The sequence below is a fragment of the Streptomyces sp. NPDC058620 genome (assembly GCF_042717135.1).
Lineage (GTDB): Bacteria > Actinomycetota > Actinomycetes > Streptomycetales > Streptomycetaceae > Streptomyces.
The window spans coordinates 378347-404743 of sequence record NZ_JBHXQO010000002.1; the positions used below are offsets into that span (position 1 = coordinate 378347).

At 67.4% G+C, this 26397-nt stretch carries 20 protein-coding genes and 1 tRNA gene; 18 read left to right on the top strand and 3 right to left on the bottom strand.

Translation table 11 applies throughout. The features are described from left to right. Positions 1-69 precede the first annotated feature (69 nt). From ACFWSK_RS04205 to ACFWSK_RS04225, 5 genes are all read left to right on the top strand, one after another. Positions 70-522 (top strand): MaoC family dehydratase N-terminal domain-containing protein, encoded by a 453-nt coding sequence (locus tag ACFWSK_RS04205; protein ID WP_383781692.1) that lies wholly within the window; start codon positions 70-72, stop codon positions 520-522. Further along, positions 522-950: a MaoC family dehydratase gene (locus ACFWSK_RS04210; protein WP_383781695.1), complete on the top strand. Its 429-nt coding sequence runs from the start codon at positions 522-524 to the stop codon at positions 948-950. The genes ACFWSK_RS04205 and ACFWSK_RS04210 overlap by 1 nt, the downstream gene beginning before the upstream one ends. A 112-nt stretch (positions 951-1062) precedes the next feature. Next, the gene (locus tag ACFWSK_RS04215) at positions 1063-1623 is read left to right on the top strand and encodes a TetR/AcrR family transcriptional regulator (RefSeq protein WP_383781928.1); all 561 of its coding nucleotides are present in this window, start codon (positions 1063-1065) and stop codon (positions 1621-1623) included. A 75-nt stretch (positions 1624-1698) separates the two neighbouring features. Beyond that, complete coding sequence (locus ACFWSK_RS04220) at positions 1699-3129, top strand: DHA2 family efflux MFS transporter permease subunit (RefSeq protein ID WP_383781699.1); 1431 nt, start codon at positions 1699-1701, stop codon at positions 3127-3129. Between the two features lie 70 nt (positions 3130-3199). Beyond that, positions 3200-4255, top strand: a complete 1056-nt coding sequence (locus ACFWSK_RS04225) for a UDP-N-acetylmuramate dehydrogenase (RefSeq protein ID WP_383781701.1) — start codon at positions 3200-3202, stop codon at positions 4253-4255. A gap of 90 nt (positions 4256-4345) precedes the next feature. On the opposite strand, the gene ACFWSK_RS04230 is transcribed toward ACFWSK_RS04225, so the two are convergent. Together ACFWSK_RS04230 and ACFWSK_RS04235 are read right to left on the bottom strand one after the other, a co-directional pair. After that, entirely contained in the window at positions 4346-5356 is a 1011-nt protein-coding gene (locus ACFWSK_RS04230; protein WP_383781704.1) for an adenosine deaminase, read from the bottom strand. Between the two features lie 152 nt (positions 5357-5508). After that, positions 5509-6735 (bottom strand): pyridoxal phosphate-dependent aminotransferase, encoded by a 1227-nt coding sequence (locus tag ACFWSK_RS04235; RefSeq protein ID WP_383781707.1) that lies wholly within the window; start codon positions 6733-6735, stop codon positions 5509-5511. Positions 6736-6949: 214 nt separating this feature from the next. On the opposite strand from ACFWSK_RS04235, the gene ACFWSK_RS04240 reads away from it, so the two are divergent. The 13 genes from ACFWSK_RS04240 to tuf all read left to right on the top strand — a co-directional run bounded on the left by ACFWSK_RS04240 (position 6950) and on the right by tuf (position 24136). Beyond that, positions 6950-7022, top strand: a tRNA-Trp gene (locus tag ACFWSK_RS04240). A gap of 106 nt (positions 7023-7128) precedes the next feature. Continuing rightward, positions 7129-7416 (top strand): preprotein translocase subunit SecE, encoded by a 288-nt coding sequence (gene secE, locus ACFWSK_RS04245; protein ID WP_383781710.1) that lies wholly within the window; start codon positions 7129-7131, stop codon positions 7414-7416. A gap of 73 nt (positions 7417-7489) precedes the next feature. Continuing rightward, on the top strand, positions 7490-8395 hold the full coding sequence (gene nusG / locus ACFWSK_RS04250; RefSeq protein ID WP_383781713.1) for a transcription termination/antitermination protein NusG: 906 nt from the start codon (positions 7490-7492) through the stop codon (positions 8393-8395). A gap of 175 nt (positions 8396-8570) precedes the next feature. Continuing rightward, positions 8571-9005 (top strand): 50S ribosomal protein L11, encoded by a 435-nt coding sequence (gene rplK, locus ACFWSK_RS04255; protein WP_024494105.1) that lies wholly within the window; start codon positions 8571-8573, stop codon positions 9003-9005. 81 nt (positions 9006-9086) lie between these two features. After that, positions 9087-9809 (top strand): 50S ribosomal protein L1, encoded by a 723-nt coding sequence (gene rplA, locus ACFWSK_RS04260; RefSeq protein WP_383781716.1) that lies wholly within the window; start codon positions 9087-9089, stop codon positions 9807-9809. A 406-nt stretch (positions 9810-10215) separates the two neighbouring features. Then, positions 10216-10773 carry a 50S ribosomal protein L10 gene (gene rplJ / locus ACFWSK_RS04265; protein ID WP_383781718.1) on the top strand — a complete coding sequence of 186 codons (558 nt, stop codon included), beginning with the start codon at positions 10216-10218 and terminating at the stop codon, positions 10771-10773. Between the two features lie 82 nt (positions 10774-10855). Then, positions 10856-11239 carry a 50S ribosomal protein L7/L12 gene (gene rplL, locus ACFWSK_RS04270; RefSeq protein WP_383781721.1) on the top strand — a complete coding sequence of 128 codons (384 nt, stop codon included), beginning with the start codon at positions 10856-10858 and terminating at the stop codon, positions 11237-11239. Between the two features lie 597 nt (positions 11240-11836). Beyond that, the gene (gene rpoB, locus ACFWSK_RS04275) at positions 11837-15322 is read left to right on the top strand and encodes a DNA-directed RNA polymerase subunit beta (protein WP_383781724.1); all 3486 of its coding nucleotides are present in this window, start codon (positions 11837-11839) and stop codon (positions 15320-15322) included. Between the two features lie 94 nt (positions 15323-15416). Then, a complete protein-coding gene (locus tag ACFWSK_RS04280; protein ID WP_173315007.1) occupies positions 15417-19316 on the top strand; it encodes a DNA-directed RNA polymerase subunit beta' in 3900 nt (1299 codons plus the stop codon). A 454-nt stretch (positions 19317-19770) separates the two neighbouring features. Continuing rightward, entirely contained in the window at positions 19771-20142 is a 372-nt protein-coding gene (gene rpsL / locus ACFWSK_RS04285) for a 30S ribosomal protein S12 (RefSeq protein WP_003948652.1), read from the top strand. Between the two features lie 2 nt (positions 20143-20144). Then, a complete protein-coding gene (gene rpsG, locus ACFWSK_RS04290) occupies positions 20145-20615 on the top strand; it encodes a 30S ribosomal protein S7 (protein WP_014154599.1) in 471 nt (156 codons plus the stop codon). A gap of 38 nt (positions 20616-20653) precedes the next feature. Next, the gene (gene fusA / locus ACFWSK_RS04295; protein WP_362836222.1) at positions 20654-22783 is read left to right on the top strand and encodes an elongation factor G; all 2130 of its coding nucleotides are present in this window, start codon (positions 20654-20656) and stop codon (positions 22781-22783) included. 159 nt (positions 22784-22942) lie between these two features. Beyond that, a complete protein-coding gene (gene tuf / locus ACFWSK_RS04300) occupies positions 22943-24136 on the top strand; it encodes an elongation factor Tu (RefSeq protein ID WP_173315013.1) in 1194 nt (397 codons plus the stop codon). 109 nt (positions 24137-24245) lie between these two features. Here tuf and ACFWSK_RS04305 read toward each other — a convergent pair whose 3' ends face one another. Continuing rightward, positions 24246-26327: a PIG-L family deacetylase gene (locus ACFWSK_RS04305; RefSeq protein WP_383781727.1), complete on the bottom strand. Its 2082-nt coding sequence runs from the start codon at positions 26325-26327 to the stop codon at positions 24246-24248. Positions 26328-26397: the final 70 nt, after the last annotated feature.

The window sequence follows — 26397 nt, forward strand, 5'->3', positions numbered from 1 at the left end:
GGCCTCGTGTCGTTTGCGAGGGCTTTTTTTCCGGCCCATTCGTCTTTGACATCAGGAGGGAGCGAGCCCGTGGCGCTCGACCAGTCCTTCGTGGGACGGACCTATCCGCCCACCCCGCCGTACGAGGTCGGCCGGGAGAAGATCCGTGAGTTCGCCGAGGCGGTGGGCGACGCCAATCCCGCGTACACCGATCGGGAGGCGGCGGCCGCGCTCGGTCACGCCGATGTGATCGCCCCGCCGACTTTCGTCTTTTCCATCACGTTCAAGGCCGCGGGGGATGTCGTCAAGGACCCGCAGCTGGGTCTGGACTACAGCCGCGTGGTGCACCGGGACCAGACGTTCGCGTACCTGCGCCCCGTGCGGGCGGGGGACCGGCTGACGGTCACCTCGACGATCGAGGGCATCAAGTCCCTCGCGGGCAACGACATCGTGGACATCCGCGGTGAGGTCCACGACGAGGCCGGCGAGCACGTGGTGACCGCCTGGACGAAGCTGGTGGCCCGCGCCGCCGAGGAGGCGTGATGACGGCGAAGGTCTCTTACGAGTCGGTCGAGGTCGGTACGGAGCTGCCGGCGCGGTCCTTCCCGGTCACCCGCGCGACGCTGGTGCAGTACGCCGGTGCCTCCGGTGACTTCAACCCGATCCACTGGAACGAGAAGTTCGCACGCGAGGTCGGGCTGCCCGACGTGATCGCACACGGCATGTTCACCATGGCCGAGGCGATCCGCGTGGTCACGGACTGGGCCGGGGACCCGGGAGCGGTCGTCGAGTACGGGGTGCGCTTCACCAGGCCGGTCGTCGTACCGAACGACGACAAGGGTGCGCTGGTCGAGGTCAGCGGCAAGGTGGCCGCCCTGCTGGGTGACAACCGGGTGCGGGTGGACCTGACGGCCGTGAGCGACGGCCAGAAGGTGCTGGGTATGTCCCGCGCCGTGGTCCGGCTCGCCTGAGTCCGGTAGCTGTGAGTAAGGGGCGCCCCTCCAGGAGGGGCGCCCCTTACCGCGCTCCTGGTATCCCCTTGCAAAGTTAGTGATTGAGCAATAACTTAGCCGCATGCCAAGGATGAGTGCGGAGGACCGGCGCGAGAGTGTCGTGCGGGCGGCGATCACCGAGTTCGCCCGCGGGGGGTACCACGGGACCTCCACCGAGGCGATCGCCAAGCGGGTGGGCGTCTCGCAGCCGTACCTCTTCCGTCTCTTCCCGAACAAGCAGGCCATGTTCCTCGCCGCTTCCGAGCGCTGCCTCGTGGAGACCCGGAAGGTGTTCATGGAGGCCGCCGAGGGGCTGGAGGGGGAGGAAGCGCTCCACGCCATGGCGGCGGCGTACCAGCGGCTCATCGTCGACGACGCCGACAAGCTGCTGATGCAGATGCAGATGTACGCGGCCATCGCCGCGGCCGAGGCGTCGGGGGACCGCGAGTTCGGCGAGTCGGTGCGCAGGGGCTGGGTCCGGATGTGGGACGAGGTCCACCTCGTTCTGGGGGCGGACCAGAACGAGACCACCACGTTCCTGGCGTACGGCATGCTCATCAACACCCTGGCTTCGCTGGGCTTCCCGGCGGACCATCGCATCTGGTCCGGGTTCTACGACTCGTCCAAGCCGGTCGGCCCGCCCGCCGGGTGAACAGCGCGGGCCGGGTTCGGCCCGGTTTTCTGCCCATGAAAGTTAGTCATCAATAACTAACCCCTTGGGGGAGCAGTGGACCAGCACACAGCCAGTCGAGGGGGAGCGGTCTGGGCCCTCGTCATCACCAGCGTCGCGGGCTTCATGGCCGCCCTGGACAACCTCGTCGTGACCACCGCCCTGCCGTCCATCAAGGAGAGCCTCGGCGGCGGACTCGAAGAGCTCGAATGGACGGTGAACGCCTACACACTCACCTTCGCCGTCCTGCTGATGTCCGGCGCCGCCCTCGGCGACCGGTTCGGCCGCCGCAGGCTCTTCGTGGTGGGCCTCGCCGTCTTCACCGGAGCCTCCGCCGCGGCCGCCCTCTCGCCCGGTATCAACGAACTCATCGCCTTCCGCGCGGTCCAGGGCGTCGGCGCGGCGATCATGATGCCGCTGACCCTCACCCTGCTCACCGCCGCCGTCCCGGAGGCCCGGCGCGGCATGGCTCTCGGCGTCTTCGGCGCCGTCACCGGCCTCGCCGTCGCCGGCGGGCCGCTCGTCGGCGGCAGTCTCACCGAGCACCTCTCCTGGCAGTGGATCTTCTGGCTGAACGTCCCGGTCGGGCTGATCCTGCTCCCGGTGGCCCGGATGCGCCTGCGCGAGTCGTACGCCCCGGACGCACGGCTCGACGTCCCCGGCACCCTTCTGGTCAGCGGCGGCCTCTTCGGCATCGTCTACGCGCTGGTCAGCGCCACAGGCGACGGCTGGACCAGCCCCACCGTCCTGGCCGGCCTGTCCGTGGGGGCCGCGCTCCTGGCCGGGTTCGTGCACCACGGCTTCACGGCGAAGAACCCGATGCTCCCCATGAGGCTCTTCCGCGACCGCGCCTTCTTCGGGATCAATGTCGCCGGCCTGCTGATGTTCCTGGGGATGTTCGGTTCGATCTTCCTGCTCAGCCAGTTCCTTCAGAGCGCCCTCGGTTACTCGCCCACCGAGGCCGGTCTCCGGATGCTTCCGTGGACCGGGATGCCACTGCTGGTTGCCCCCATGGCCGGATATCTCTCCGACCGCTTCGGCGGCCGTCCGGTCGTCGTGACCGGGCTCGCCCTCCAGGCCCTCGGCCTCGCGCTCTTCGCGACGGTCCTCGCCCCGGATGTGAGTTACGCCGCCCAGCTGCCGGGCCTGATCATCGGCGGCATCGGCATGGCGATGTACTTCGCCCCCGCCGCCAGCCTCGTGATGTCCAGCGTCCGGAGCGGCGAGCAGGGCATCGCCTCCGGGGCCATCAACGCGCTGCGGGAGGTCGGCGGCGCGCTCGGGGTCGCCGTGCTCGCGTCCGTCTTCGCCGCCCGTGGCGGGTACGCATCCCCCCAGGCGTTCTCGGACGGGACCGTTCCGGCTCTCTGGATCGGCGCCGCGGCGGTGGCGCTGGCCGCGCTCGTCGCCCTGCTGATCCCCGGCCGCCGCGCGGCCGCGGCCCCGCACCCCGAGCCGGCCGGGGACCGCACCCCTGTCGCCGCCTGACCGGCTCCTCCGGCCGTACGGTCCGTGGCCCCGCCCGAGCGTTGGGGCCACGGACCGTACTCTTGTCCCCGTGCAGGAACTCCACGATGCCCCCCTCGCCCCCCTGACCACCTTCCGGCTCGGCGGACCCGCGACCCGCCTCCTCACGGCCACCACCGACGCCGAGGTGGTCGCCGCCGTGCGCGAGGCCGACGAGACGTCCACGCCGCTCCTGGTGATCGGCGGCGGCTCCAACCTGGTCATCGGCGACAAGGGCTTCGAGGGCACCGCGCTGCGTATCGCGACGAAGGGCTACGCCCTGTCCGGTACGACGCTGGAGCTGGCCGCGGGAGAGGTCTGGACCGACGCCGTCGCCCGCACGGTCGAGGCGGGCCTCGCGGGCATCGAGTGCCTCGCCGGAATCCCGGGCTCCGCCGGCGCGACACCGATCCAGAACGTCGGTGCGTACGGCCAGGAGGTGTCCTCCACCATCTCGGAGGTCGTCGCCTACGACCGCCGCACCCGCGAAACGGTCACCCTCCCGAACGCCGCGTGCGCCTTCTCGTACCGTCACAGCCGCTTCAAGGCCGAACCCGACCGCTACGTGGTGCTCCGCGTCCGCTTCGAGCTGGAGGACGCCAACGGCCTGTCCGCCCCCCTCCGCTACGCCGAGACGGCACGCGCCATGGGCGTGGAGCAGGGCGAGCGCGTTCCCGCGAAGGATGCCCGGGAAACGGTCCTGCGGCTCCGTGCGGGCAAGGGCATGGTCCTGGACCCCCAGGACCACGACACCTGGTCGGCCGGGTCCTTCTTCACCAACCCCGTCCTGGAACCGGCGCAGTACGAGGCGTTCCTCGCCCGGGCCAAGGACCGCCTGGGCGACGACGTGACGCCTCCCGCGTTCCCCGCGGCCGACGGCAGCACCAAGACCTCCGCGGCCTGGCTGATCGACAAGGCCGGCTTCACCAAGGGGTACGGGACGGGCCCGGCCCGCATCTCCACCAAGCACACGCTCGCCCTCACCAACCGGGGCGACGCGACCACCGAGGACCTCCTCGCGCTCGCCCGCGACGTCGTGGCCGGTGTCCACGAGGCGTTCGGCGTCACGCTCGTCAACGAACCCGTGACGGTCGGCGTCAGCCTGTAGGACGCGGCCCGTCGGTCAGCTTCGGCGGACGTACGGAGGTCCAGTCCGTCGCGCCGCGCGCCGGCGTGACCGCGCCCCTGCTGCCCGGAATCAGCCGAGCCAGTCGTCGATCCCGCCGAGCAGCTTCTCCCGTACGTCCGCCGGCGCCGCCGACCCCCGTACGGACTGCCGCGCCAGCTCGGCCAGTTCCTCGTCCGTGAAGGCGTGGTGCCGGCGCACGAAGTCGTACTGGGCGGCCAGCCGGGAGCCGAAGAGCAGCGGATCGTCCGCACCGAGCGCCATCGGCACGCCCGCTTCGAAGAGCGTGCGAATCGGTACGTCCGTCGGCTTCTCGTAGACCCCGAGCGCCACGTTGGAGGCCGGGCAGACCTCGCAGGTCACCCCGCTCTCCGCCAGCTTGCGCAGCAGCCGCGGGTCCTCGGCGGCCCGTACGCCGTGCCCGATGCGGGAGGCGTCGAGGTCGTCCAGGCAGTCCCGCACGCTCGAAGGGCCGGAGAGCTCGCCGCCGTGCGGGGCCGCGAGCAGCCCGCCCTCGCGGGCGATGGCGAAGGCCCGGTCGAAGTCACGGGCCATCCCGCGGCGTTCGTCGTTGGAGAGCCCGAAGCCGACGACGCCGCGGTCCGCGTACCGCACGGCCAGCCGCGCCAGCGTCCGCGCCTCCAGCGGATGCTTCATGCGGTTGGCCGCGATCACGACCCGGATGCCGAGCCCGGTGTCCCGGGCCGCGGAGTCCACGGCGTCGAGGATGATCTCGATCGCCGGAATCAGCCCGCCGAGCAGCGGGGCGTACGAGGTGGGGTCGACCTGGATCTCCAGCCACCCCGAGCCGTCCGCCACATCCTCCTGGGCGGCCTCGCGCACGAGCCGCTGAATGTCCTCCGGCGACCGCAGACAGGACCGGGCGATGTCGTAGAGGCGCTGGAAACGGAACCAGCCCCGCTCGTCCGTCGCCCGCAGACTCGGCGGCTCGCCCCCGGTCAGCGCCTCGGGCAGGCGCACGCCGTACTTGTCGGCGAGTTCGAGCAGCGTCGTGGGCCGCATCGACCCGGTGAAGTGCAGGTGCAGGTGGGCCTTGGGCAACAGCCGTACGTCACGCTCCATCCCAAGATCCTGCCGTACGGGCGGGGCGTCGCGGTAGCCGCTTTCCCTCTTGGGCCGGTCATCGAACAAAAAAACTGACCCCCGGACAAAAAAGCAGACCCCCGGGCGGAAGCCGGGGGTCTGCCTGTTCGACGGGTGAGACGGGCGAGCGGTCAGTCCTTGGCCTCGCCCAGCAGCTTCTGGAGCCGCGAGACGCCCTCGGCGAGGTCCGCGTCACCGAGCGCGTACGACAGCCGCAGGTAGCCCGGCGTACCGAATGCCTCACCCGGTACGACGGCGACCTCGGCCTCGTCCAGGATGAGCGCCGCGAGCTCGACCGAGGTGGCCGGACGCTTGCCGCGGAGTTCCTTGCCGAGCAGCCCCTTCACCGAGGGGTAGACGTAGAACGCACCCTCCGGAACCGGGCACACGACGCCCTCGATCTCGTTGAGCATCCGCACGATGGTCTGCCGGCGGCGGTCGAAGGCGGTGCGCATCTCGGCGACCGCGTCCAGGTTCCCGGACACGGCGGCCAGCGCGGCGATCTGGGCCACGTTGGAGACGTTGGAGGTGGCGTGCGACTGCAGGTTGGTCGCGGCCTTCACCACGTCCTTGGGGCCGATGATCCACCCGACACGCCAGCCGGTCATCGCGTACGTCTTGGCGACACCGTTGACCACGATGCACTTGTCACGCAGCTCGGGCAGGATCGCCGGGAGCGAGGTGAAGGTGGCGTCGCCGTAGACGAGGTGCTCGTAGATCTCGTCGGTCAGCACCCAAAGGCCGTGCTCGACGGCCCAGCGGCCGATCGCCTCGGCGTCGGCCTCGCTGTAGACGGCGCCGGTCGGGTTGGACGGCGAGACGAAGAGGACGACCTTCGTGCGCTCGGTGCGCGCCGCTTCGAGCTGCTCGACGGAGACCCGGTAGCCGGTGGTCTCGTCGGCCACCACCTCGACGGGGACACCGCCGGCGAGACGGATGGACTCCGGGTAGGTGGTCCAGTAGGGAGCCGGGACGATGACCTCGTCGCCCGGGTCGAGGATCGCGGCGAATGCCTGGTAGATGGCCTGCTTGCCGCCGTTGGTCACCAGGACCTGGGAGGCGTCGACCTCGTAGCCGGAGTCGCGCAGCGTCTTCTCTGCGATGGCGGCCTTGAGCTCGGGGAGCCCGCCGGCCGGGGTGTAGCGGTGGTACTTCGGGTTGCGGCATGCCTCGACCGCGGCTTCGACGATGTAGTCGGGCGTCGGGAAGTCGGGCTCACCGGCGCCGAAGCCGATCACCGGACGGCCGGCGGCCTTCAGGGCCTTGGCCTTGGCGTCGACGGCGAGGGTCGCGGACTCGGAAATCGCACCGATGCGGGCGGAGACCCGACGCTCGGAGGGAGAAGTTGCAGCGCTCATGGCGCCCATGCTCCCAGACCGGAAAAGGCGTCGGCACACGGGTTTCAGGGACCGGACAGCACTCGGACAGCATGCGGACAGGACCGGTCGGTTCCTATCTGTTCGACGCGGAGGCCGTGAGCACGTACACTCACCTGTCGTTGGCCTTCACCAGCCACACCGTTTCCGCACCCGGTCCATCCGGGAGGATGCGGTAGGTTGGGGGAAACCACAAAGGGTCGTAGCTCAATTGGTAGAGCACTGGTCTCCAAAACCAGCGGTTGGGGGTTCAAGTCCCTCCGGCCCTGCTACACACATCTTCGCCAGGATGTGTGCGCATGTACGTACTTCATTGCACAGTCGTGCGGCTCCCCCGGGCGCGGCACGGCCACGACCCGGAATCAGGTGAGTAGCGTGACGGACGCCGTGGGCTCCATCGACATGCCTGATGCCGAGGATGAAGTCCCCGAGTCGAAGAAGAAGACTCGGAAGGGCGGTAAGCGCGGCAAGAAGGGCCCCCTGGGCCGTCTCGCGCTGTTCTACCGCCAGATCGTCGCCGAGTTGCGCAAGGTCGTCTGGCCGACTCGCAATCAGCTGACGACGTACACATCCGTGGTGATTGTGTTCGTAGTCGTCATGATCGGCCTCGTTACCGTGATTGACTTCGGATTCGCGCGGGCCATCAAGTACGTCTTCGGCTGATCCCGCGGAGGGCGCCTCACCGGCGCCCCTTTCGCATGTTCCACCCATTTGTATCCAGGAAGAAGCAGCCATCGTGTCTGACCCGAACCTGAACGACGCCGCCGAACCTACGGTGGACGCCGTCGAGTCCGCCGAGGACGAGCTCGACATCGTTGAGGCGGCGGACTCCGTGGAGCCCGACCAGGCCGAAGCTGCCGACGAAGCCGCAGGTGAGCCCTCCGAGGAGGCCGCCATGCACGTCGAGTCCGACGCTGAAGAGTCCGCGGACGAGGAGTCCGACGAAGAGCTCGCTGACGAAGAGGTGGCCGAGGCCGCCGACGACGAGAGCGCCGACGAGGAAGAGGCCGAGCCGGCCGCCCCCGTCGACCCCGTCGCCGCCCTTCGCGAGGAGCTCCGCACTCTCCCCGGCGAGTGGTACGTCATCCACACGTACGCCGGTTACGAGAAGCGCGTGAAGGCCAACCTTGAGCAGCGCGCCGTCTCGCTCAACGTCGAGGAGTTCGTCTACCAGGCGGAAGTCCCCGAGGAAGAGATCGTTCAGATCAAGAACGGTGAGCGGAAGAACGTCCGTCAGAACAAGCTCCCGGGTTACGTCCTGGTGCGCATGGACCTGACGAACGAGTCCTGGGGCGTTGTCCGCAACACTCCCGGCGTCACCGGCTTCGTGGGCAACGCCTACGACCCGTACCCGCTGACCCTCGACGAGATCGTCAAGATGCTCGCCCCCGAGGCCGAGGAGAAGGCAGCCCGCGAGGCCGCCGAGGCCGAGGGCAAGCCGGCTCCGTCCCGCAAGGTCGAGGTCCAGGTGCTGGACTTCGAGGTGGGTGACTCGGTCACCGTCACCGACGGCCCGTTCGCGACGCTCCAGGCGACGATCAACGAGATCAACGCCGACTCGAAGAAGGTCAAGGGCCTCGTCGAGATCTTCGGTCGCGAGACCCCGGTCGAGCTCAGCTTCGACCAGATCCAGAAGAACTAGCAGCTTCCGCAGGTTTCTGGACACATGCCTACCGAGCAGGTCAGACAGGCTCTCGCAGCCGTCTGACCTGCTCGGTTTTTGGTCGCGCAGCTATACCCGTTATCGTTGTGCGGTATGCCTGCATCCGGATGACCGGATGATGGCGAAAAACTCTCACTAGGACCCGGAGAGAGCAATGCCTCCCAAGAAGAAGAAGGTCACGGGGCTTATCAAGCTCCAGATCAACGCCGGTGCGGCCAACCCGGCTCCGCCGGTCGGCCCCGCACTGGGCCAGCACGGCGTCAACATCATGGAGTTCTGCAAGGCCTACAACGCCGCGACCGAGTCGCAGCGTGGCATGGTCGTGCCGGTGGAGATCACGGTCTACGACGACCGCTCCTTCACCTTCATCACGAAGACTCCGCCGGCCGCCAAGCTGATCCTCAAGGCCGCGGGTGTGGACAAGGGCTCCGGCGAGCCGCACAAGACCAAGGTTGCCAAGCTGACGGCTGCCCAGGTCCGCGAGATCGCCACGACGAAGCTCCCCGACCTGAACGCCAACGACCTCGACGCCGCGTCGAAGATCATCGCTGGCACCGCCCGCTCCATGGGCATCACGGTCGAAGGCTGATCCAGCCCTTCAAGCCCTCAGTGGTAGGACCAAGCGCTGGTCCGCACCACGACTCCACACTCTGAAACCACAGGAGTAGAAGTGAAGCGCAGCAAGAACCTCCGCGCTGCGGACGCCAAGATCGACCGGGAGCGCACCTACGCCCCGCTCGAGGCCGTCCGTATCGCCAAGGACACCGCCGCCACCAAGTTCGACGGCACCGTCGAGGTCGCGTTCTGCCTGGGTGTTGACCCTCGCAAGGCCGACCAGATGGTCCGTGGCACCGTGAACCTCCCGCACGGCACCGGCAAGACCGCCCGGGTCCTGGTCTTCGCGACCGGTGACCGTGCTGCGGCCGCGGAAGCCGCGGGCGCCGACATCGTCGGCGCCGACGAGCTCATCGACGAGGTGGCGAAGGGCCGTCTGGACTTCGACGCCGTCGTCGCCACTCCGGACCTCATGGGCAAGGTCGGCCGCCTGGGCCGCGTGCTCGGTCCGCGTGGTCTGATGCCGAACCCGAAGACCGGCACCGTCACCCCCGATGTCGTCAAGGCTGTCAACGACATCAAGGGCGGCAAGATCGAGTTCCGCGTCGACAAGCACTCGAACCTGCACTTCATCATCGGCAAGGTTTCCTTCGATGACACGAAGCTGGTCGAGAACTACGCCGCGGCGCTGGAGGAGATCCTCCGTCTGAAGCCGTCCGCAGCGAAGGGCCGCTTCATCAAGAAGGCGGTCATGAGCACGACGATGGGCCCCGGCATCCCGCTGGACTCCAACCGCGTGCGCAACCTCCTCGTCGAGGAGGACCCGGCCTCCGTCTGAGCCCCCGTGCTCACCCGGTAGCCGCGTCACGGCATTCCGACGGGCCCCGCACCTTCCCAGGTGCGGGGCCCGTCCCCGTTCCCGCAGGCGCGGTTCCGGGGCCGGACCGGCCCCGGCCGTCCGCGTTCCAAACCTCCCGCACCACCCGAACCGGGACGGATTTGCTCCGCGTGCCCCGGGTCGCGTACTCTCCTGAAGAAGCCAAAGACCGCTGGTCGTTGCTGTGCTCTCGAAAGAGGGACCGGTGACCGAAGGATCCGTCGGAGACGGACGACCTGCGCAGGTGACTGTGGAAAGCTCCCGGACTTCGTGCGGTTGAGCTACGCCCTGGCACTTGTGCCGGGGCGTTTTGTTTTTTCCGGTTCCTTCTGAGCGGTCCTCATCACCCGGAAGGAGGCCGACGCTCATGGCAAGGCCCGACAAGGCTGCCGCGGTAGCCGAGCTGACGGACCAGTTCCGCAGCTCGAACGCCGCCGTGCTGACCGAGTACCGGGGTCTCACCGTGGCGCAGCTCAAGACGCTGCGTCGTTCGCTCGGTGAGAACGCCCAGTACGCCGTGGTGAAGAACACGCTGACCAAGATTGCGGCCAACGAGGCCGGGATCGACACGCTGGACGACCTGTTCTCGGGTCCGACGGCGGTTGCCTTCATCACCGGTGACCCGGTGGAGTCGGCGAAGGGTCTTCGTGACTTCGCCAAGGAGAACCCCAACCTCATCATCAAGGGCGGTGTCCTTGACGGTAAGGCGCTGTCCGCCGATGAGATCAAGAAGCTCGCGGACCTCGAGTCCCGCGAGGTTCTGCTCGCCAAGCTGGCCGGCGCCATGAAGGGCAAGCAGACTCAGACTGCGCAGCTCTTCCAGGCTCTGCCGTCGAAGTTCGTCCGCACCGCGGAAGCGCTTCGCGCCAAGATGGCCGAGCAGGGCGGTGCCGGTACGCCGGCTCCCGCCGAGGCTGCCGAGTAACCACTCGGTGGTCCAGCGGGCACCACGTACGCCCGCCGACATATACATCCGGCACCTGCCGAATTAGTGGAAGGACGCCATCATGGCGAAGCTCAGCCAGGAAGACCTGCTCGCCCAGTTCGAGGAGCTCACCCTCATCGAGCTCTCCGAGTTCGTTAAGGCGTTCGAGGAGAAGTTCGACGTCACCGCCGCCGCCGCGGTCGCCGTTGCCGGTCCCGCGGGCGCCGGCCCGGCCGCCGAGGCCGTTGAGGAGCAGGACGAGTTCGACGTCGTCCTCACCGCCGCCGGTGACAAGAAGATCCAGGTCATCAAGGTCGTGCGTGAGCTGACCTCGCTGGGTCTCAAGGAGGCCAAGGACCTCGTCGACGGCGCCCCGAAGCCCGTCCTCGAGAAGGTCGCCAAGGAGGCCGCTGACAAGGCTGCCGAGTCCCTCAAGGCCGCCGGCGCTTCCGTCGAGGTCAAGTGACCCTGCGAGTCCTCTGACTCCTCAGGACCGTCCCTGCCGCAAGGCGGGGATGTCACATCGCAAAGGGCGATCACCCAATCGGGTGGTCGCCCTTTGGCGTACCCGTGGCGGCTGCCTTGATCTTCCGCCGGTGACGAGTATCGTGATCTTCGCCGTGCGCCTCTCAGGGGCCGTCAGCAGGCGTTCTGGGGCGGTCGGAGGGGATCTCCGGGACCTCGTCCCGGCTGAGGGGCCTTGACGAACCGCACGCGGCGCGCAATTCTCAGGACGCGTCGTCACATCGATCCGTATCCGAGGCATGGATCGAGAGTGAAGAGGGCAGTAAAGAAGTGCGCACCCCGCGCGAGGGCTAGGCATAGGTGTTGAGAACAGCTGTTGAGAGCAACGTGGGTCTCTGAGAACCCCGACTGGACATCAGTGTGGCACTTGGCTACACTGACCCTTTGCGCTGCCTGTTAGCTGCCTCCTGCCCGTCACCAGGGGCATACCCAAATTGAGCAACGAGGACCGATCCTCCCTGACCTGGGATTTCTGTCTTCGTGTCTACTTGGGACCGGTACGCGCGTAGTGAGTCCGAGCCCTCGGAAGGACCCCCTCTTGGCCGCCTCGCGCAACGCCTCGACCGCGAATACGAACAACGGTGCCAGCACCGCCCCGCTGCGCATCTCTTTTGCAAAGATCAAGGAGCCCCTCGAGGTTCCGAACCTCCTCGCGCTGCAGACCGAGAGCTTTGACTGGCTCCTCGGTAATGCCGCATGGAAGGCTCGCGTCGAGGCTGCTCTGGACAGTGGACAAGACGTCCCCACCAAGTCCGGCCTGGAGGAAATCTTCGAGGAGATTTCACCGATCGAGGACTTCTCCGGGTCGATGTCGCTTACGTTCCGCGACCACCGCTTCGAGCCCTCGAAGAACTCGATCGAGGAGTGCAAGGAGCGCGACTTCACGTTCGCCGCGCCGCTCTTCGTCACCGCCGAGTTCACCAACAACGAGACCGGCGAGATCAAGTCCCAGACGGTCTTCATGGGCGACTTCCCGCTCATGACCAACAAGGGCACCTTCGTCATCAACGGCACCGAGCGTGTCGTCGTGTCGCAGCTGGTCCGCTCGCCGGGTGTCTACTTCGACTCCTCCATCGACAAGACGTCCGACAAGGACATCTTCTCCGCCAAGATCATCCCGTCCCGGGGTGCCTGGCTGGAGATGGAGATCGACAAGCGCGACATGGTCGGTGTCCGCATCGACCGCAAGCGCAAGCAGTCCGTGACCGTTCTCCTGAAGGCTCTCGGTTGGACCACCGAGCAGATCCTCGAGGAGTTCGGCGAGTACGAGTCCATGCGCGCCACCCTGGAGAAGGACCACACCCAGGGCCAGGACGACGCGCTTCTCGACATCTACCGCAAGCTGCGCCCTGGCGAGCCGCCCACGCGCGAGGCTGCTCAGACGCTGCTCGAGAACCTCTACTTCAACCCGAAGCGCTACGACCTCGCGAAGGTCGGCCGCTACAAGGTGAACAAGAAGCTCGGCGCCGACGAGCCGCTGGACGCCGGTGTGCTCACCAGCGACGACGTCATCGCGACGATCAAGTACCTGGTCAAGCTGCACGCGGGCGAGACCGAGACGGTCGGGGAGTCCGGACGTTCGATCGTCGTCGAGACCGACGACATCGACCACTTCGGCAACCGTCGTCTGCGTAACGTCGGCGAGCTCATCCAGAACCAGGTCCGTACGGGTCTGGCTCGTATGGAGCGCGTCGTGCGTGAGCGGATGACGACCCAGGACGTCGAGGCCATCACGCCGCAGACCCTGATCAACATCCGGCCGGTCGTCGCCTCCATCAAGGAGTTCTTCGGCACCAGCCAGCTGTCGCAGTTCATGGACCAGAACAACCCGCTGTCGGGTCTCACCCACAAGCGCCGCCTGTCGGCTCTTGGCCCGGGTGGTCTGTCCCGTGAGCGGGCCGGCTTCGAGGTCCGTGACGTGCACCCGTCCCACTACGGACGCATGTGCCCGATCGAGACCCCTGAAGGCCCGAACATCGGTCTGATCGGTTCGCTCGCCTCGTACGGACGCGTCAACGCGTTCGGTTTCATCGAGACGCCGTACCGCAAGGTCGTCGACGGTCAGGTCACCGACGAGGTCGACTACATCACGGCCGACGAGGAAGACCGTTACGTCATCGCCCAGGCGAACGCGCTCCTCTCCGACGAGCTGCGCTTCACCGAGCCCCGTGTCCTGGTCCGCCGTCGTGGCGGAGAGGTCGACTACGTGCCCGGCACGGACGTCGACTACATGGACGTCTCGCCGCGCCAGATGGTGTCCGTCGCCACCGCGATGATCCCCTTCCTGGAGCACGACGACGCCAACCGCGCCCTCATGGGCGCGAACATGATGCGGCAGGCGGTGCCGCTGATCAAGTCCGAGGCGCCGCTCGTCGGCACCGGCATGGAGTACCGCTGCGCCACCGACGCCGGTGACGTGCTCAAGGCGGAGAAGGACGGTGTGGTCCAGGAGGTCTCCGCGGACTACATCACCGTCACGAACGACGACGGCACGTACACCACGTACCGCATCGCCAAGTTCATGCGCTCCAACCAGGGCACCTCGGTCAACCAGAAGGTTGTCGTCTCCGAGGGAGACCGGGTCATCGCCGAGCAGGTGCTCGCCGATGGACCGGCCACCGAGAACGGTGAGATGGCCCTCGGTAAGAACCTGCTCGTGGCGTTCATGCCGTGGGAGGGTCACAACTACGAGGACGCGATCATCCTGTCGCAGCGCCTCGTGCAGGATGACGTCCTCTCCTCGATTCACATCGAGGAGCACGAGGTCGACGCCCGTGACACCAAGCTCGGCCCGGAGGAGATCACCCGGGACATCCCGAACGTCTCCGAAGAGGTCCTCGCGGACCTGGACGAGCGCGGCATCATCCGTATCGGTGCCGAGGTCACGGCCGGAGACATCCTCGTCGGCAAGGTCACGCCCAAGGGCGAGACCGAGCTGACGCCGGAGGAGCGTCTGCTCCGCGCGATCTTCGGTGAGAAGGCGCGCGAGGTGCGCGACACCTCGCTGAAGGTCCCGCACGGCGAGATCGGCAAGATCATCGGCGTCCGCGTCTTCGACCGCGAAGAGGGCGACGAGCTGCCGCCGGGTGTGAACCAGCTGGTTCGCGTCTACGTCGCGCAGAAGCGCAAGATCACCGATGGTGACAAGCTCGCCGGCCGTCACGGCAACAAGGGCGTCATCTCGAAGATCCTGCCGATCGAGGACATGCCGTTCCTGGAGGACGGCACCCCGGTCGACATCATCCTCAACCCGCTGGGTGTCCCGTCCCGAATGAACCCGGGACAGGTCCTGGAGATCCACCTCGGCTGGCTCGCCAGCCGCGGCTGGGACGTCTCCGGCCTCGGTGACGAGTGGGCCCAGCGCCTGCAGTCCATCGGTGCCGACCAGGTCGCCCCCGGCACCAACGTCGCGACCCCGGTCTTCGACGGTGCCCGTGAGGACGAGATCACCGGCCTCTTCAAGGCCACGATCCCGAACCGCGACGGCGACCGGCTGGTCCAGCCCTCGGGCAAGGCCAACCTGTTCGACGGCCGCTCCGGCGAGCCGTTCCCCGAGCCGGTCTCGGTCGGGTACATGTACATCCTCAAGCTCCACCACCTCGTCGACGACAAGCTCCACGCTCGTTCGACGGGTCCGTACTCCATGATCACCCAGCAGCCGCTGGGTGGTAAGGCTCAGTTCGGTGGTCAGCGCTTCGGTGAGATGGAGGTGTGGGCGCTCGAGGCTTATGGCGCCGCTTACGCCCTCCAGGAACTGCTGACCATCAAGTCCGACGACGTGACCGGCCGCGTGAAGGTCTACGAGGCCATCGTCAAGGGCGAGAACATCCCCGAGCCCGGCATTCCCGAGTCCTTCAAGGTGCTCATCAAGGAAATGCAGTCGCTCTGCCTCAACGTGGAGGTGCTGTCCTCGGACGGCATGTCCATCGAGATGCGCGACACGGACGAGGACGTCTTCCGCGCTGCGGAAGAGCTCGGTATCGACCTGTCCCGGCGTGAGCCGAGCAGCGTCGAAGAGGTCTGACGGGCCTGGCCGGGGCCTCCTCGTGAGGCCCCGGCCGCCCCGGACCGTTCAGACCATGTTTGACACTCGACCCTGAAAGAGGGATTGACGACAAGTGCTCGACGTCAACTTCTTCGACGAGCTGCGGATCGGCCTTGCCACCGCGGACGACATCCGGACTTGGTCGCACGGCGAAGTGAAGAAGCCGGAGACCATCAACTACCGCACGCTCAAGCCCGAAAAGGACGGACTCTTCTGCGAGAAGATCTTCGGTCCGACCCGGGACTGGGAGTGCTACTGCGGCAAGTACAAGCGTGTCCGCTTCAAGGGCATCATCTGTGAGCGCTGCGGCGTCGAGGTCACTCGCGCCAAGGTGCGTCGTGAGCGGATGGGCCATATCGAGCTTGCCGCTCCCGTCACCCACATCTGGTACTTCAAGGGCGTCCCGTCGCGCCTCGGCTACCTGCTTGATCTCGCTCCGAAGGACCTCGAGAAGGTCATCTACTTCGCCGCGTACATGATCACGTTCGTGGACGAGGAGCGCCGTACGCGTGACCTGCCCTCGCTGGAGGCGCACGTCTCCGTCGAGCGTCAGCAGGTCGAGAACCGTCGCGACTCCGACCTGGAGAACCGCGCCAAGAAGCTCGAAACCGACCTGGCCGAGCTCGAGGCCGAGGGCGCCAAGGCCGACGTACGCCGCAAGGTGCGCGAAGGTGCCGAGCGTGAGATGAAGCAGCTGCGTGACCGTGCGCAGCGCGAGATCGACCGCCTCGACGAGGTGTGGAGCCGCTTCAAGAACCTCAAGGTCCAGGACCTCGAGGGCGACGAGCTGCTCTACCGCGAGCTGCGTGACCGCTTCGGCACGTACTTCGACGGCTGCATGGGTGCCGCTGCTCTGCAGAAGCGCCTCGAGTCGTTCGACCTCGACGAGGAGGCCGAGCGCCTCCGCGAGATCATCCGTACCGGCAAGGGCCAGAAGAAGACCCGTGCGCTCAAGCGCCTCAAGGTCGTCTCCGCGTTCCTGCAGACCAGCAACAAGCCCAAGGGCATGGTGCTCGACTGCGTGCCGGTCATCCCGCCGGACCTGCGTCCGATGGTGCAGCTGGACGGTGGCCGCTTCGCGACCTCCGACCTGAACGACCTGTACCGCCGTGTGATCAACCGCAACAACCGCCTCAAGCGTCTCCTTGACCTCGGTGCCCCCGAGATCATCGTGAACAACGAGAAGCGGATGCTGCAGGAGGCCGTCGACGCGCTGTTCGACAACGGCCGCCGCGGTCGCCCGGTCACCGGTCCCGGTAACCGCCCGCTGAAGTCCCTGAGCGACATGCTCAAGGGCAAGCAGGGTCGTTTCCGTCAGAACCTTCTCGGTAAGCGTGTGGACTACTCCGCGCGTTCCGTGATCGTCGTCGGTCCGCAGCTGAAGCTGCACCAGTGCGGTCTTCCCAAGGCCATGGCGCTGGAGCTCTTCAAGCCGTTCGTGATGAAGCGCCTGGTGGACCTGAACCACGCGCAGAACATCAAGAGCGCCAAGCGCATGGTCGAGCGCGGCCGCACGGTCGTGTACGACGTCCTGGAAGAGGTCATCGCCGAGCACCCGGTTCTCCTGAACCGTGCGCCGACGCTGCACCGCCTCGGCATCCAGGCCTTCGAGCCCCAGCTGGTCGAGGGCAAGGCCATCCAGATCCACCCGCTCGTCTGCACCGCGTTCAACGCGGACTTCGACGGTGACCAGATGGCCGTGCACCTTCCGCTCTCCGCGGAGGCGCAGGCCGAGGCCCGCATCCTGATGCTGTCCTCGAACAACATCCTGAAGCCGGCCGACGGCCGTCCCGTCACCATGCCTACCCAGGACATGGTGCTGGGTCTGTTCTTCCTCACCACCGACGGTGAGCTCCGTGACACCAAGGGCGAGGGCCGCGCGTTCGGCTCCACGGCCGAGGCGATCATGGCGTTCGACGCCGGCGAGCTGGCGCTCCAGTCGTCCGTCGACATCCGCTTCCCGGTGGGCACCATCCCGCCGCGTGGCTGGGTGCCGCCGGTCGCCGAGGAGGGCGAGCCCGAGTACCAGCCGGGTGACACCTTCCGGCTGCGTACGAGCCTGGGCCGCGCGCTCTTCAACGAGCTGCTGCCCGAGGACTACCCGTTCGTCGACTACTCGGTCGGCAAGAAGCAGCTCTCCGAGATCGTCAACGACCTCGCCGAGCGCTACCCCAAGGTCATCGTGGCGGCGACGCTCGACAACCTGAAGGCGGCGGGCTTCCACTGGGCCACCCGTTCCGGCGTCACCGTCGCCGTTTCGGACATCGTCGTCCCCGAGGCCAAGAAGGCCATCGTCAAGGGCTACGAGGACCAGGACGAGAAGGTCCAGAAGCAGTACGAGCGCGGTCTGATCACCAAGGACGAGCGCACGCAGGAGCTCATCGCGATCTGGACCAAGGCGACCAACGAGGTTGCCGAGGCGATGAACGCGAACTTCCCCAAGACGAACCCCATCTTCATGATGGTTGACTCGGGTGCCCGAGGAAACATGATGCAGATGCGTCAGATCGCCGGTATGCGTGGTCTGGTGTCCAACGCCAAGAACGAGACGATTCCTCGTCCCATCAAGGCGTCCTTCCGTGAGGGCCTCACCGTTCTGGAGTACTTCATCTCCACGCACGGTGCCCGTAAGGGTCTGGCGGACACCGCCCTGCGTACCGCCGACTCGGGTTACCTGACCCGTCGTCTGGTGGACGTCTCGCAGGACGTGATCATTCGCGAGGAGGACTGCGGCACCGACCGCGGCCTCAAGCTGAAGATCGCGGTCAAGGGTGCCGACGGCGTGCTCCGCAAGACGGACGACGTCGAGACCTCGGTCTACGCCCGCATGCTCGCCGAGGACGTCGTCATCGACGGCAAGGTCATCGCGCCTGCCAACGTCGACCTCGGTGACGTCCTGATCGACGCCCTGGTGGGCGCCGGCGTCGAGGAGGTCAAGACCCGTTCGGTCCTGACCTGTGAGTCCGCGGTCGGCACCTGTGCCTTCTGCTACGGACGCTCGCTCGCCACCGGCAAGCTGGTCGACATCGGTGAGGCGGTCGGCATCATCGCCGCCCAGTCCATCGGTGAGCCCGGTACCCAGCTGACGATGCGTACCTTCCACACCGGTGGTGTGGCGGGTGACGACATCACGCAGGGTCTGCCGCGTGTCGTCGAGCTCTTCGAGGCGCGTACGCCCAAGGGTGTCGCCCCGATCTCGGAGGCCAAGGGCCGCGTCCGGATCGAGGAGACCGAGAAGACGAAGAAGCTCGTCGTCACCCCGGACGACGGAAGCGAGGAGACGCCGTTCCCGATCTCCAAGCGCGCCCGTCTGCTGGTCGGCGAGGGCGACGCGGTCGAGGTGGGCCAGAAGCTCACCGTCGGTGCGACCAACCCGCACGACGTGCTGCGGATCCTCGGTCAGCGCGCGGTCCAGGTCCACCTGGTCGGCGAAGTCCAGAAGGTCTACAACTCGCAGGGCGTGTCGATCCACGACAAGCACATCGAGATCATCATCCGGCAGATGCTGCGCCGCGTGACGATCATCGAGTCCGGCGACGCGGAGCTGCTGCCGGGCGAGCTGGTCGAGCGGTCGAAGTTCGAGGTCGAGAACCGTCGTGTGGTCACCGAGGGCGGTCACCCCGCCTCCGGCCGTCCGCAGCTGATGGGTATCACCAAGGCATCGCTCGCCACCGAGTCGTGGCTGTCGGCGGCGTCCTTCCAGGAGACCACCAGGGTCCTGACCGACGCGGCGATCAACGCCAAGTCGGACTCCCTGATCGGCCTCAAGGAGAACGTCATCATCGGTAAGCTCATCCCGGCCGGTACGGGTCTGTCCCGCTACCGCAACATCCGGGTCGAGCCGACCGAGGAAGCCAAGGCCGCGATGTACTCGGCCGTCGGCTACGACGACATCGACTACTCGCCGTTCGGCACGGGCTCCGGCCAGGCCGTTCCGCTGGAGGACTACGACTACGGTCCGTACAACCAGTAAGCGGGTCGCTCGACGACCGGAGGGCGGTCACCCCGTTGCGGGGTGGCCGCCCTCCGGCGTATCCCGGGGGCCGGCGCGTGGCGGAGTACCGTCGTGACGGCCCTCTGCCGGTCCTCTGCGCGATCGCGGCGCGAGCTCGGCCGCACGGGGTCGCCGGGGGTGGGGGAGTGGTGCTGTGCCGCTCGTACGGGATCGGCCGGGAAGAGGCCCGTTGTGATGGACAGCATTTGTTTTGACCGGAGTCCGTGAGGTAGGTACGCTCAAGCCTTGTGCCTGGGGTGTGCCTGGGCTCGGGTGCGTGTCCTCAACCGCATCGCGAGTCCGTAAGTGGCCACCGCAATCTGCGCCTCTCCTGCCCTCGGGCAGGAGCTTGCAGTATTCGACACACCCGACCGCGTGGGTCGGTGTGTTCCAGGTTAGTTTCAACGAACGGCACACAGAAACCGGAGAAGTAGTGCCTACGATCCAGCAGCTGGTCCGGAAGGGCCGGCAGGACAAGGTCGAGAAGAACAAGACGCCCGCGCTCGAGGGTTCGCCCCAGCGTCGTGGCGTCTGCACGCGTGTGTTCACGACTACCCCGAAGAAGCCGAACTCGGCGCTCCGTAAGGTCGCGCGCGTGCGTCTGACCTCCGGTATCGAGGTCACGGCCTACATCCCGGGTGAGGGACACAACCTGCAGGAGCACTCCATCGTGCTCGTGCGTGGTGGCCGTGTGAAGGACCTGCCGGGTGTTCGCTACAAGATCATCCGCGGCTCGCTCGACACCCAGGGTGTCAAGAACCGCAAGCAGGCCCGAAGCCGCTACGGCGCCAAGAAGGAGAAGTAAGAATGCCTCGTAAGGGCCCCGCCCCGAAGCGCCCGGTCATCATCGACCCGGTCTACAGCTCTCCTCTTGTCACCTCGCTGATCAACAAGATCCTCCTCGACGGTAAGCGTTCCACCGCCGAGCGGATCGTGTACGGCGCCATGGAAGGCCTCCGCGAGAAGACCGGCGCTGACCCGGTCATCACGCTGAAGCGCGCGCTTGAGAACGTCAAGCCCTCGCTCGAGGTCAAGTCCCGCCGTGTCGGTGGCGCCACCTACCAGGTGCCGATCGAGGTCAAGCCCGGTCGCGCCGCTACCCTCTCGCTGCGCTGGATCGTGGGTTACTCCCGCGCCCGTCGCGAGAAGACGATGACCGAGCGGCTCATGAACGAGCTGCTCGACGCCTCCAACGGTCTTGGCGCTGCCGTCAAGAAGCGCGAGGACACGCACAAGATGGCCGAGTCGAACAAGGCCTTCGCGCACTACCGCTGGTAGTCGCTTACCCCATCGAGACCGAGAGAAGATTGAGCCTTATGGCCACCACTTCGCTTGACCTGGCCAAGGTCCGCAACATTGGGATCATGGCCCACATCGACGCGGGCAAGACGACCACCACCGAGCGGATCCTCTTCTACACCGGTGTGAGCTACAAGATCGGTGAAGTCCACGATGGCGCTGCCACGATGGACTGGATGGAGCAGGAGCAGGAGCGCGGCATCACGATCACGTCTGCCGCGACGACCTGTCACTGGCCGCTCAATGAGGTTGATCACACGATCAACATCATTGACACCCCCGGTCACGTCGACTTCACCGTCGAGGTGGAGCGTTCGCTCCGCGTCCTCGACGGTGCCGTCACCGTGTTCGACGGTGTGGCGGGCGTCGAGCCCCAGTCCGAGACTGTCTGGCGTCAGGCGGACCGCTACGGCGTGCCGCGTATCTGCTTCGTCAACAAGCTCGACCGCACCGGCGCGGAGTTCCACCGCTGCGTCGACATGATCATCGACCGCCTCGGTGCGGTTCCGCTGGTCATGCAGCTTCCCATCGGCGCCGAAGCCGACTTCAAGGGCGTCGTCGACCTCGTGACGATGAAGGCCTTTGTCTGGTCGGAAGAGGCCGCCAAGGGCGAGATGTACGACACCGTCGACATCCCGGACACCCACGTCGAGGCGGCCGAGGAGTGGCGCGGCAAGCTGCTCGAGGCCGTCTCCGAGAACGACGACGAGATGATGGAGCTGTACCTCGAGGGCGTCGAGCCCTCCGTGGACCAGCTCTACGCGGCGATCCGCCGTATCACCCTCGCGTCGAAGGGTTCGGCCGACTCCGTCACCGTCACTCCGGTGTTCTGTGGCACGGCGTTCAAGAACAAGGGCGTCCAGCCCCTGCTCGACGCGGTCGTCCGCTACCTGCCTTCCCCCCTGGACGTCGAGGCCATTGAGGGCCACGACGTCAAGGACCCGGAGAAGGTCGTCAAGCGTCTGCCGTCGGACGACGAGCCGTTCTCCGGCCTGGCGTTCAAGATCGCGAGCGACCCGCACCTGGGCAAGCTCACCTTCGTCCGGATCTACTCCGGTCGCCTCGAGGCCGGCACCGCGGTGCTGAACTCGGTCAAGGGCAAGAAGGAGCGCATCGGGAAGATCTACCGTATGCACGCGAACAAGCGTGAGGAGATCCCCTCGGTGGGCGCCGGTGACATCGTCGCCGTCATGGGCCTGAAGCAGACCACCACCGGTGAGACGCTGTGTGACGACAAGAGCCCGGTCATCCTGGAGTCCATGGACTTCCCGGCACCGGTCATTCAGGTCGCCATCGAGCCCAAGTCCAAGGGCGACCAGGAGAAGCTGGGTGTCGCCATCCAGCGCCTCTCGGAGGAGGACCCCTCCTTCCAGGTGCACTCCGACGAGGAGACCGGCCAGACCATCATCGGTGGTATGGGCGAGCTTCACCTCGAGGTGCTCGTCGACCGCATGAGGCGTGAATTCCGCGTCGAGGCGAATGTCGGCAAGCCGCAGGTCGCTTACCGCGAGACGATTCGCAAGACCGTCGAGCGCATTGACTACACGCACAAGAAGCAGACTGGTGGTACCGGCCAGTTCGCGAAGGTGCAGATCGCCCTCGAGCCCATCGAGGGTGGCGACTCGTCCTACGAGTTCGTCAACAAGGTCACCGGTGGCCGCATCCCCCGTGAGTACATTCCCTCGGTGGACGCGGGTGCTCAGGAAGCCATGCAGTTCGGCATCCTGGCCGGTTACGAGATGGTCGGCGTCCGCGTCACCCTTCTCGACGGTGGTTACCACGAGGTCGACTCCTCCGAGCTCGCCTTCAAGATCGCCGGTTCGCAGGCGTTCAAGGAGGGTGCTCGCAAGGCGTCCCCGGTTCTTCTCGAGCCGATGATGGCCGTCGAGGTCACCACGCCCGAGGACTACATGGGTGACGTGATCGGCGACCTCAACTCCCGCCGTGGCCAGATTCAGGCCATGGAGGAGCGCAGCGGCGCTCGCGTCGTGAAGGGCCTCGTGCCCCTCTCGGAGATGTTCGGCTATGTCGGAGACCTCCGCAGCAAGACCTCGGGTCGCGCAAGCTACTCGATGCAGTTCGACTCCTACGCCGAGGTTCCGCGGAACGTCGCCGAGGAGATCATCGCGAAGGCCAAGGGCGAGTAACTCCCCCGAGTTGACGCTTTAGGCTTATCACCGGAGCCCGGTGGGGCATTTGACGCGACGCGCGAGCGATGCGGTGAATGTCCCCGGGCCCCGGCATCCCAGCAAAGATCACCTGGCGCCGATGAAGCAAGGCGTACAGAACCACTCAGGAGGACCCCAGTGGCGAAGGCAAAGTTCGAGCGGACTAAGCCGCACGTCAACATCGGCACCATCGGTCACATTGACCACGGTAAGACGACCCTCACGGCCGCCATTACCAAGGTGCTGCACGACGCGTTCCCCGACCTGAACGAGGCCTCGGCCTTCGACCAGATCGACAAGGCTCCCGAAGAGCGTCAGCGCGGTATCACGATCTCGATCGCGCACGTCGAGTACCAGACGGAGTCGCGTCACTACGCGCACGTCGACTGCCCCGGGCACGCCGACTACATCAAGAACATGATCACGGGTGCGGCGCAGATGGACGGCGCCATCCTCGTGGTCGCCGCCACCGACGGCCCGATGCCGCAGACCAAGGAGCACGTGCTCCTGGCCCGCCAGGTCGGCGTCCCCTACATCGTCGTCGCGCTGAACAAGGCCGACATGGTGGACGACGAGGAGATCCTGGAGCTCGTCGAGCTCGAGGTTCGCGAGCTGCTCTCCGAGTACGAGTTCCCGGGCGACGACCTTCCGGTCGTCAAGGTCTCGGCGCTCAAGGCTCTTGAGGGTGACAAGGAGTGGGGCCAGACCGTCCTCGACCTGATGAAGGCCGTCGACGAGTCGATCCCGCAGCCCGAGCGTGACGTCGAGAAGCCGTTCCTCATGCCGATCGAGGACGTCTTCACGATCACCGGTCGTGGCACCGTCGTCACCGGTCGTATCGAGCGTGGTGTCCTGAAGGTCAACGAGACCGTCGACATCGTCGGTATCAAGACCGAGAAGGTCACCACCACGGTCACCGGTATCGAGATGTTCCGCAAGCTGCTCGACGAGGGCCAGGCCGGTGAGAACGTCGGTCTGCTCCTCCGTGGCATCAAGCGCGAGGACGTCGAGCGCGGCCAGGTCATCATCAAGCCGGGTTCGGTCACGCCGCACACCGAGTTCGAGGCGCAGTCCTACATCCTGTCGAAGGACGAGGGTGGCCGTCACACCCCGTTCTTCAACAACTACCGCCCGCAGTTCTACTTCCGTACCACGGACGTAACGGGCGTTGTGACCCTTCCCGAGGGCACCGAGATGGTCATGCCGGGCGACAACACCCTCATGAACGTCTCGCTGATCCAGCCCGTCGCCATGGAAGAGGGCCTGAAGTTCGCCATCCGTGAGGGTGGCCGGACCGTGGGCGCCGGCCAGGTCACCAAGATCGTCAAGTAATCACCTGACTGTCTGACCTGGTTGCTCCGCACAGAGCACCAAGAAGGGCCCCGGCCCGCCGCGCAAGCGGTGGACCGGGGCCCTTCTGCGTGTCCGGGGCCGAAACCGCTTACGCGGGCCGCCAGATCCAGGGCGCGGCGTCCGGCCCCAGGCCCACCACGCTCGGCCGTCCTTCGGCGTCGAGGTGGAGCGCGGTGCCGTCGAGGGCCGCGGGCCCCTGGGACCGTACGTGGAGCCTGGTGTCCGTACGCAGCTGGATCAGGCCCTCCGCGGTGCGGCCGAGCAGTACGACGCCGTGCGGGGCGGCCGCGGCGGTGACGGGCCCGTACCCCGGGAAGTCGTTCCGCTCCACGACGGCGCCCGAGCCGCCCGTGCCCACGACGGTGAGCCCGGAATCCGCCTCCGTCCGGTAGAACACCTCCACGGACCCGTCGGCGGCGGCGAGCGCGGCCGGCGCCACGCCGGGCACTGGTGCCCGGTCGAGCTGTGTGCGGGCGGTCAGCTGGTCGCCGGGCGCGTCCTGCGTCCAGTGGTGCACCGCGTGATGGCCCGCCGCGAGGACGTGCACCCGGCCGGCCCCGTCGACGGCGGTCCCGAATCCGTCCTGCACCTGCCCGCCGCCGGTGTCCCGCCACCCGCTCCACGGCCCGGACGCGGCCCGCACCCGCGTACTGAGCCCGCCCTCGGCGTTCCGCACGAAGAGGTGGACCCGTCCGTCCGGGGCGGCGACGGCGACCGGGACGCCGATCCGGCGCCCGTGGCCGGGTCCGGGGGCCGGATTGCCGAGGCCCCGCCAGGCACTGAACGCGCCGCCGGGGGAGTGCTGCTCCAGCAGCACGATCTCGCGCTCGTTGTCGCTGCCGTGCCCGCCGAGCGCGGAGAAGCGCAGCCCGAACAGCAGGTGTCTGCCGTCGGTGAGGGTCGCCGAGCCGAGTACGGGGGCGAGCGGGCCGCCGCCGAGGTCGTCGGGTTCGTCCCAGGTCCCGCTGCCGGGTGCGCTCTCGCGCCACCGGACGGCCCGCAGGCCCAGCACCCCGTACGCGACCAGCCGGCCGTCCGGCTCGGCGGCGAGGGCGGGCCTGGCTCCGGGGTAGCGGTGGTGGGTGGAGCGGACCCAGCCCTTCTTGTTGGTCAGCGGCCGGTCGCCGCCCACGTTGTAGTCCCCGCAGCCTGCCGGGTTGCCGCACTCCCAGTCGGGGGAGCCCCCGTAGGGGACGAGGTGGCCCGCCTTCCGGGTGAGCACTGCGGGCGGCAGGTTCTTGGGCCAGTGGCGGTTGTAGTAGCCGCGGAACGAGGTCGCGACGAACGCGGGTACGGTCCCGCCGGCCGTGGTCGACCGGGCCGCCCAGCGGATCATCGCCGCCCAGGCGAAGCAGGCGGCCGCGGTGTGGTCGGCATGGTCGGAGTAGCCCTGCTGCTCGCTGTCCCGCCGGCGGACCGCCTCGGTGCTGTGCTGGATGTCCGGGTCGGGGTCCAGGGTGTGGACGACGGTCGGCCGGTACTGCTCCAGCAGCCCTGCGAGTACGTCGATGAGACCCTCGTACGTGTACGAACCCGCCCTGCCCAGAGGGGAGTTGTCCGCGACCACGGTTCGCAGGACGCGGTGCCGGTCGTGCCAGAGGCTCGGCAGGCCGAGGCGGCCGTGCGAGGTGTGCATGGCGGTGTTGAGGAAGATCAGCTCGACCCGGCGGGCGCCGTTGACCAGGACGTCGGCCTCGGCCGGGTGCCCGCCGTGCAGGGTCACCACGGAACGCTGCCAGGGGGCGAAGCGGTCGAGACCGAGCAGGGTGGCGTACGCCTGCCGGAGGCCCTGGTGGCGCGAGGAGGAGTACGCGGACCTGTCCGGGGCCGGGTGCGCTGCACCGGGGACCTTGTTGACTCCGTCGGCCTCGCCCGCGGTGAGGTAGACGCAGACCAGGGGTGTGCCGGAGTCGAGGGTCTGCCGGGCGTCCGGGTTCATGAAGTACAGGTCGTCGTCCGGGTGGGCGAGGATCTGCATCAGCCGCGCCCGCCCGGAAGTGCTGATCGGGAAGCCCGGAGCCGGATTCGGCATCGGGTTCCGGCGCCGGGGGGCCGGCACGGAACAGGCGGCGAGCGCCACCAGACCGGTGGCCGCCGTCACCGCCGTCCGCCGTCTTACTCCGACTGTGGGCAGAGCAGGTCGATCCGTCACGCCGCGCACCCTTCGCATTCCGCTTCCCCCGCAGCGGGCGTCCGGGCTGCCCTGGGCTGCGTACCACTGCTTCGACGCAGGTCACAGC

What these genes read in the sequence shown, in the direction of transcription:
- ACFWSK_RS04210 (WP_383781695.1), top strand. Translation starts at nt 522, where the DNA reads ATGACGGCGAAGGTCTCTTACGAGTCGGTCGAGGTCGGTACGGAGCTG.
- ACFWSK_RS04215 (WP_383781928.1), top strand. Translation starts at nt 1,063, where the DNA reads ATGAGTGCGGAGGACCGGCGCGAGAGTGTCGTGCGGGCGGCGATCACC.
- ACFWSK_RS04230 (WP_383781704.1), bottom strand. Translation starts at nt 5,356, where the DNA reads ATGGAGCGTGACGTACGGCTGTTGCCCAAGGCCCACCTGCACCTGCAC.
- ACFWSK_RS04235 (WP_383781707.1), bottom strand. Translation starts at nt 6,735, where the DNA reads ATGAGCGCTGCAACTTCTCCCTCCGAGCGTCGGGTCTCCGCCCGCATC.
- rplK (WP_024494105.1), top strand. Translation starts at nt 8,571, where the DNA reads ATGCCTCCCAAGAAGAAGAAGGTCACGGGGCTTATCAAGCTCCAGATC.
- rplJ (WP_383781718.1), top strand. Translation starts at nt 10,216, where the DNA reads ATGGCAAGGCCCGACAAGGCTGCCGCGGTAGCCGAGCTGACGGACCAG.
- rplL (WP_383781721.1), top strand. Translation starts at nt 10,856, where the DNA reads ATGGCGAAGCTCAGCCAGGAAGACCTGCTCGCCCAGTTCGAGGAGCTC.
- rpsG (WP_014154599.1), top strand. Translation starts at nt 20,145, where the DNA reads ATGCCTCGTAAGGGCCCCGCCCCGAAGCGCCCGGTCATCATCGACCCG.
- fusA (WP_362836222.1), top strand. Translation starts at nt 20,654, where the DNA reads ATGGCCACCACTTCGCTTGACCTGGCCAAGGTCCGCAACATTGGGATC.
- ACFWSK_RS04305 (WP_383781727.1), bottom strand. Translation starts at nt 26,327, where the DNA reads ATGCGAAGGGTGCGCGGCGTGACGGATCGACCTGCTCTGCCCACAGTC.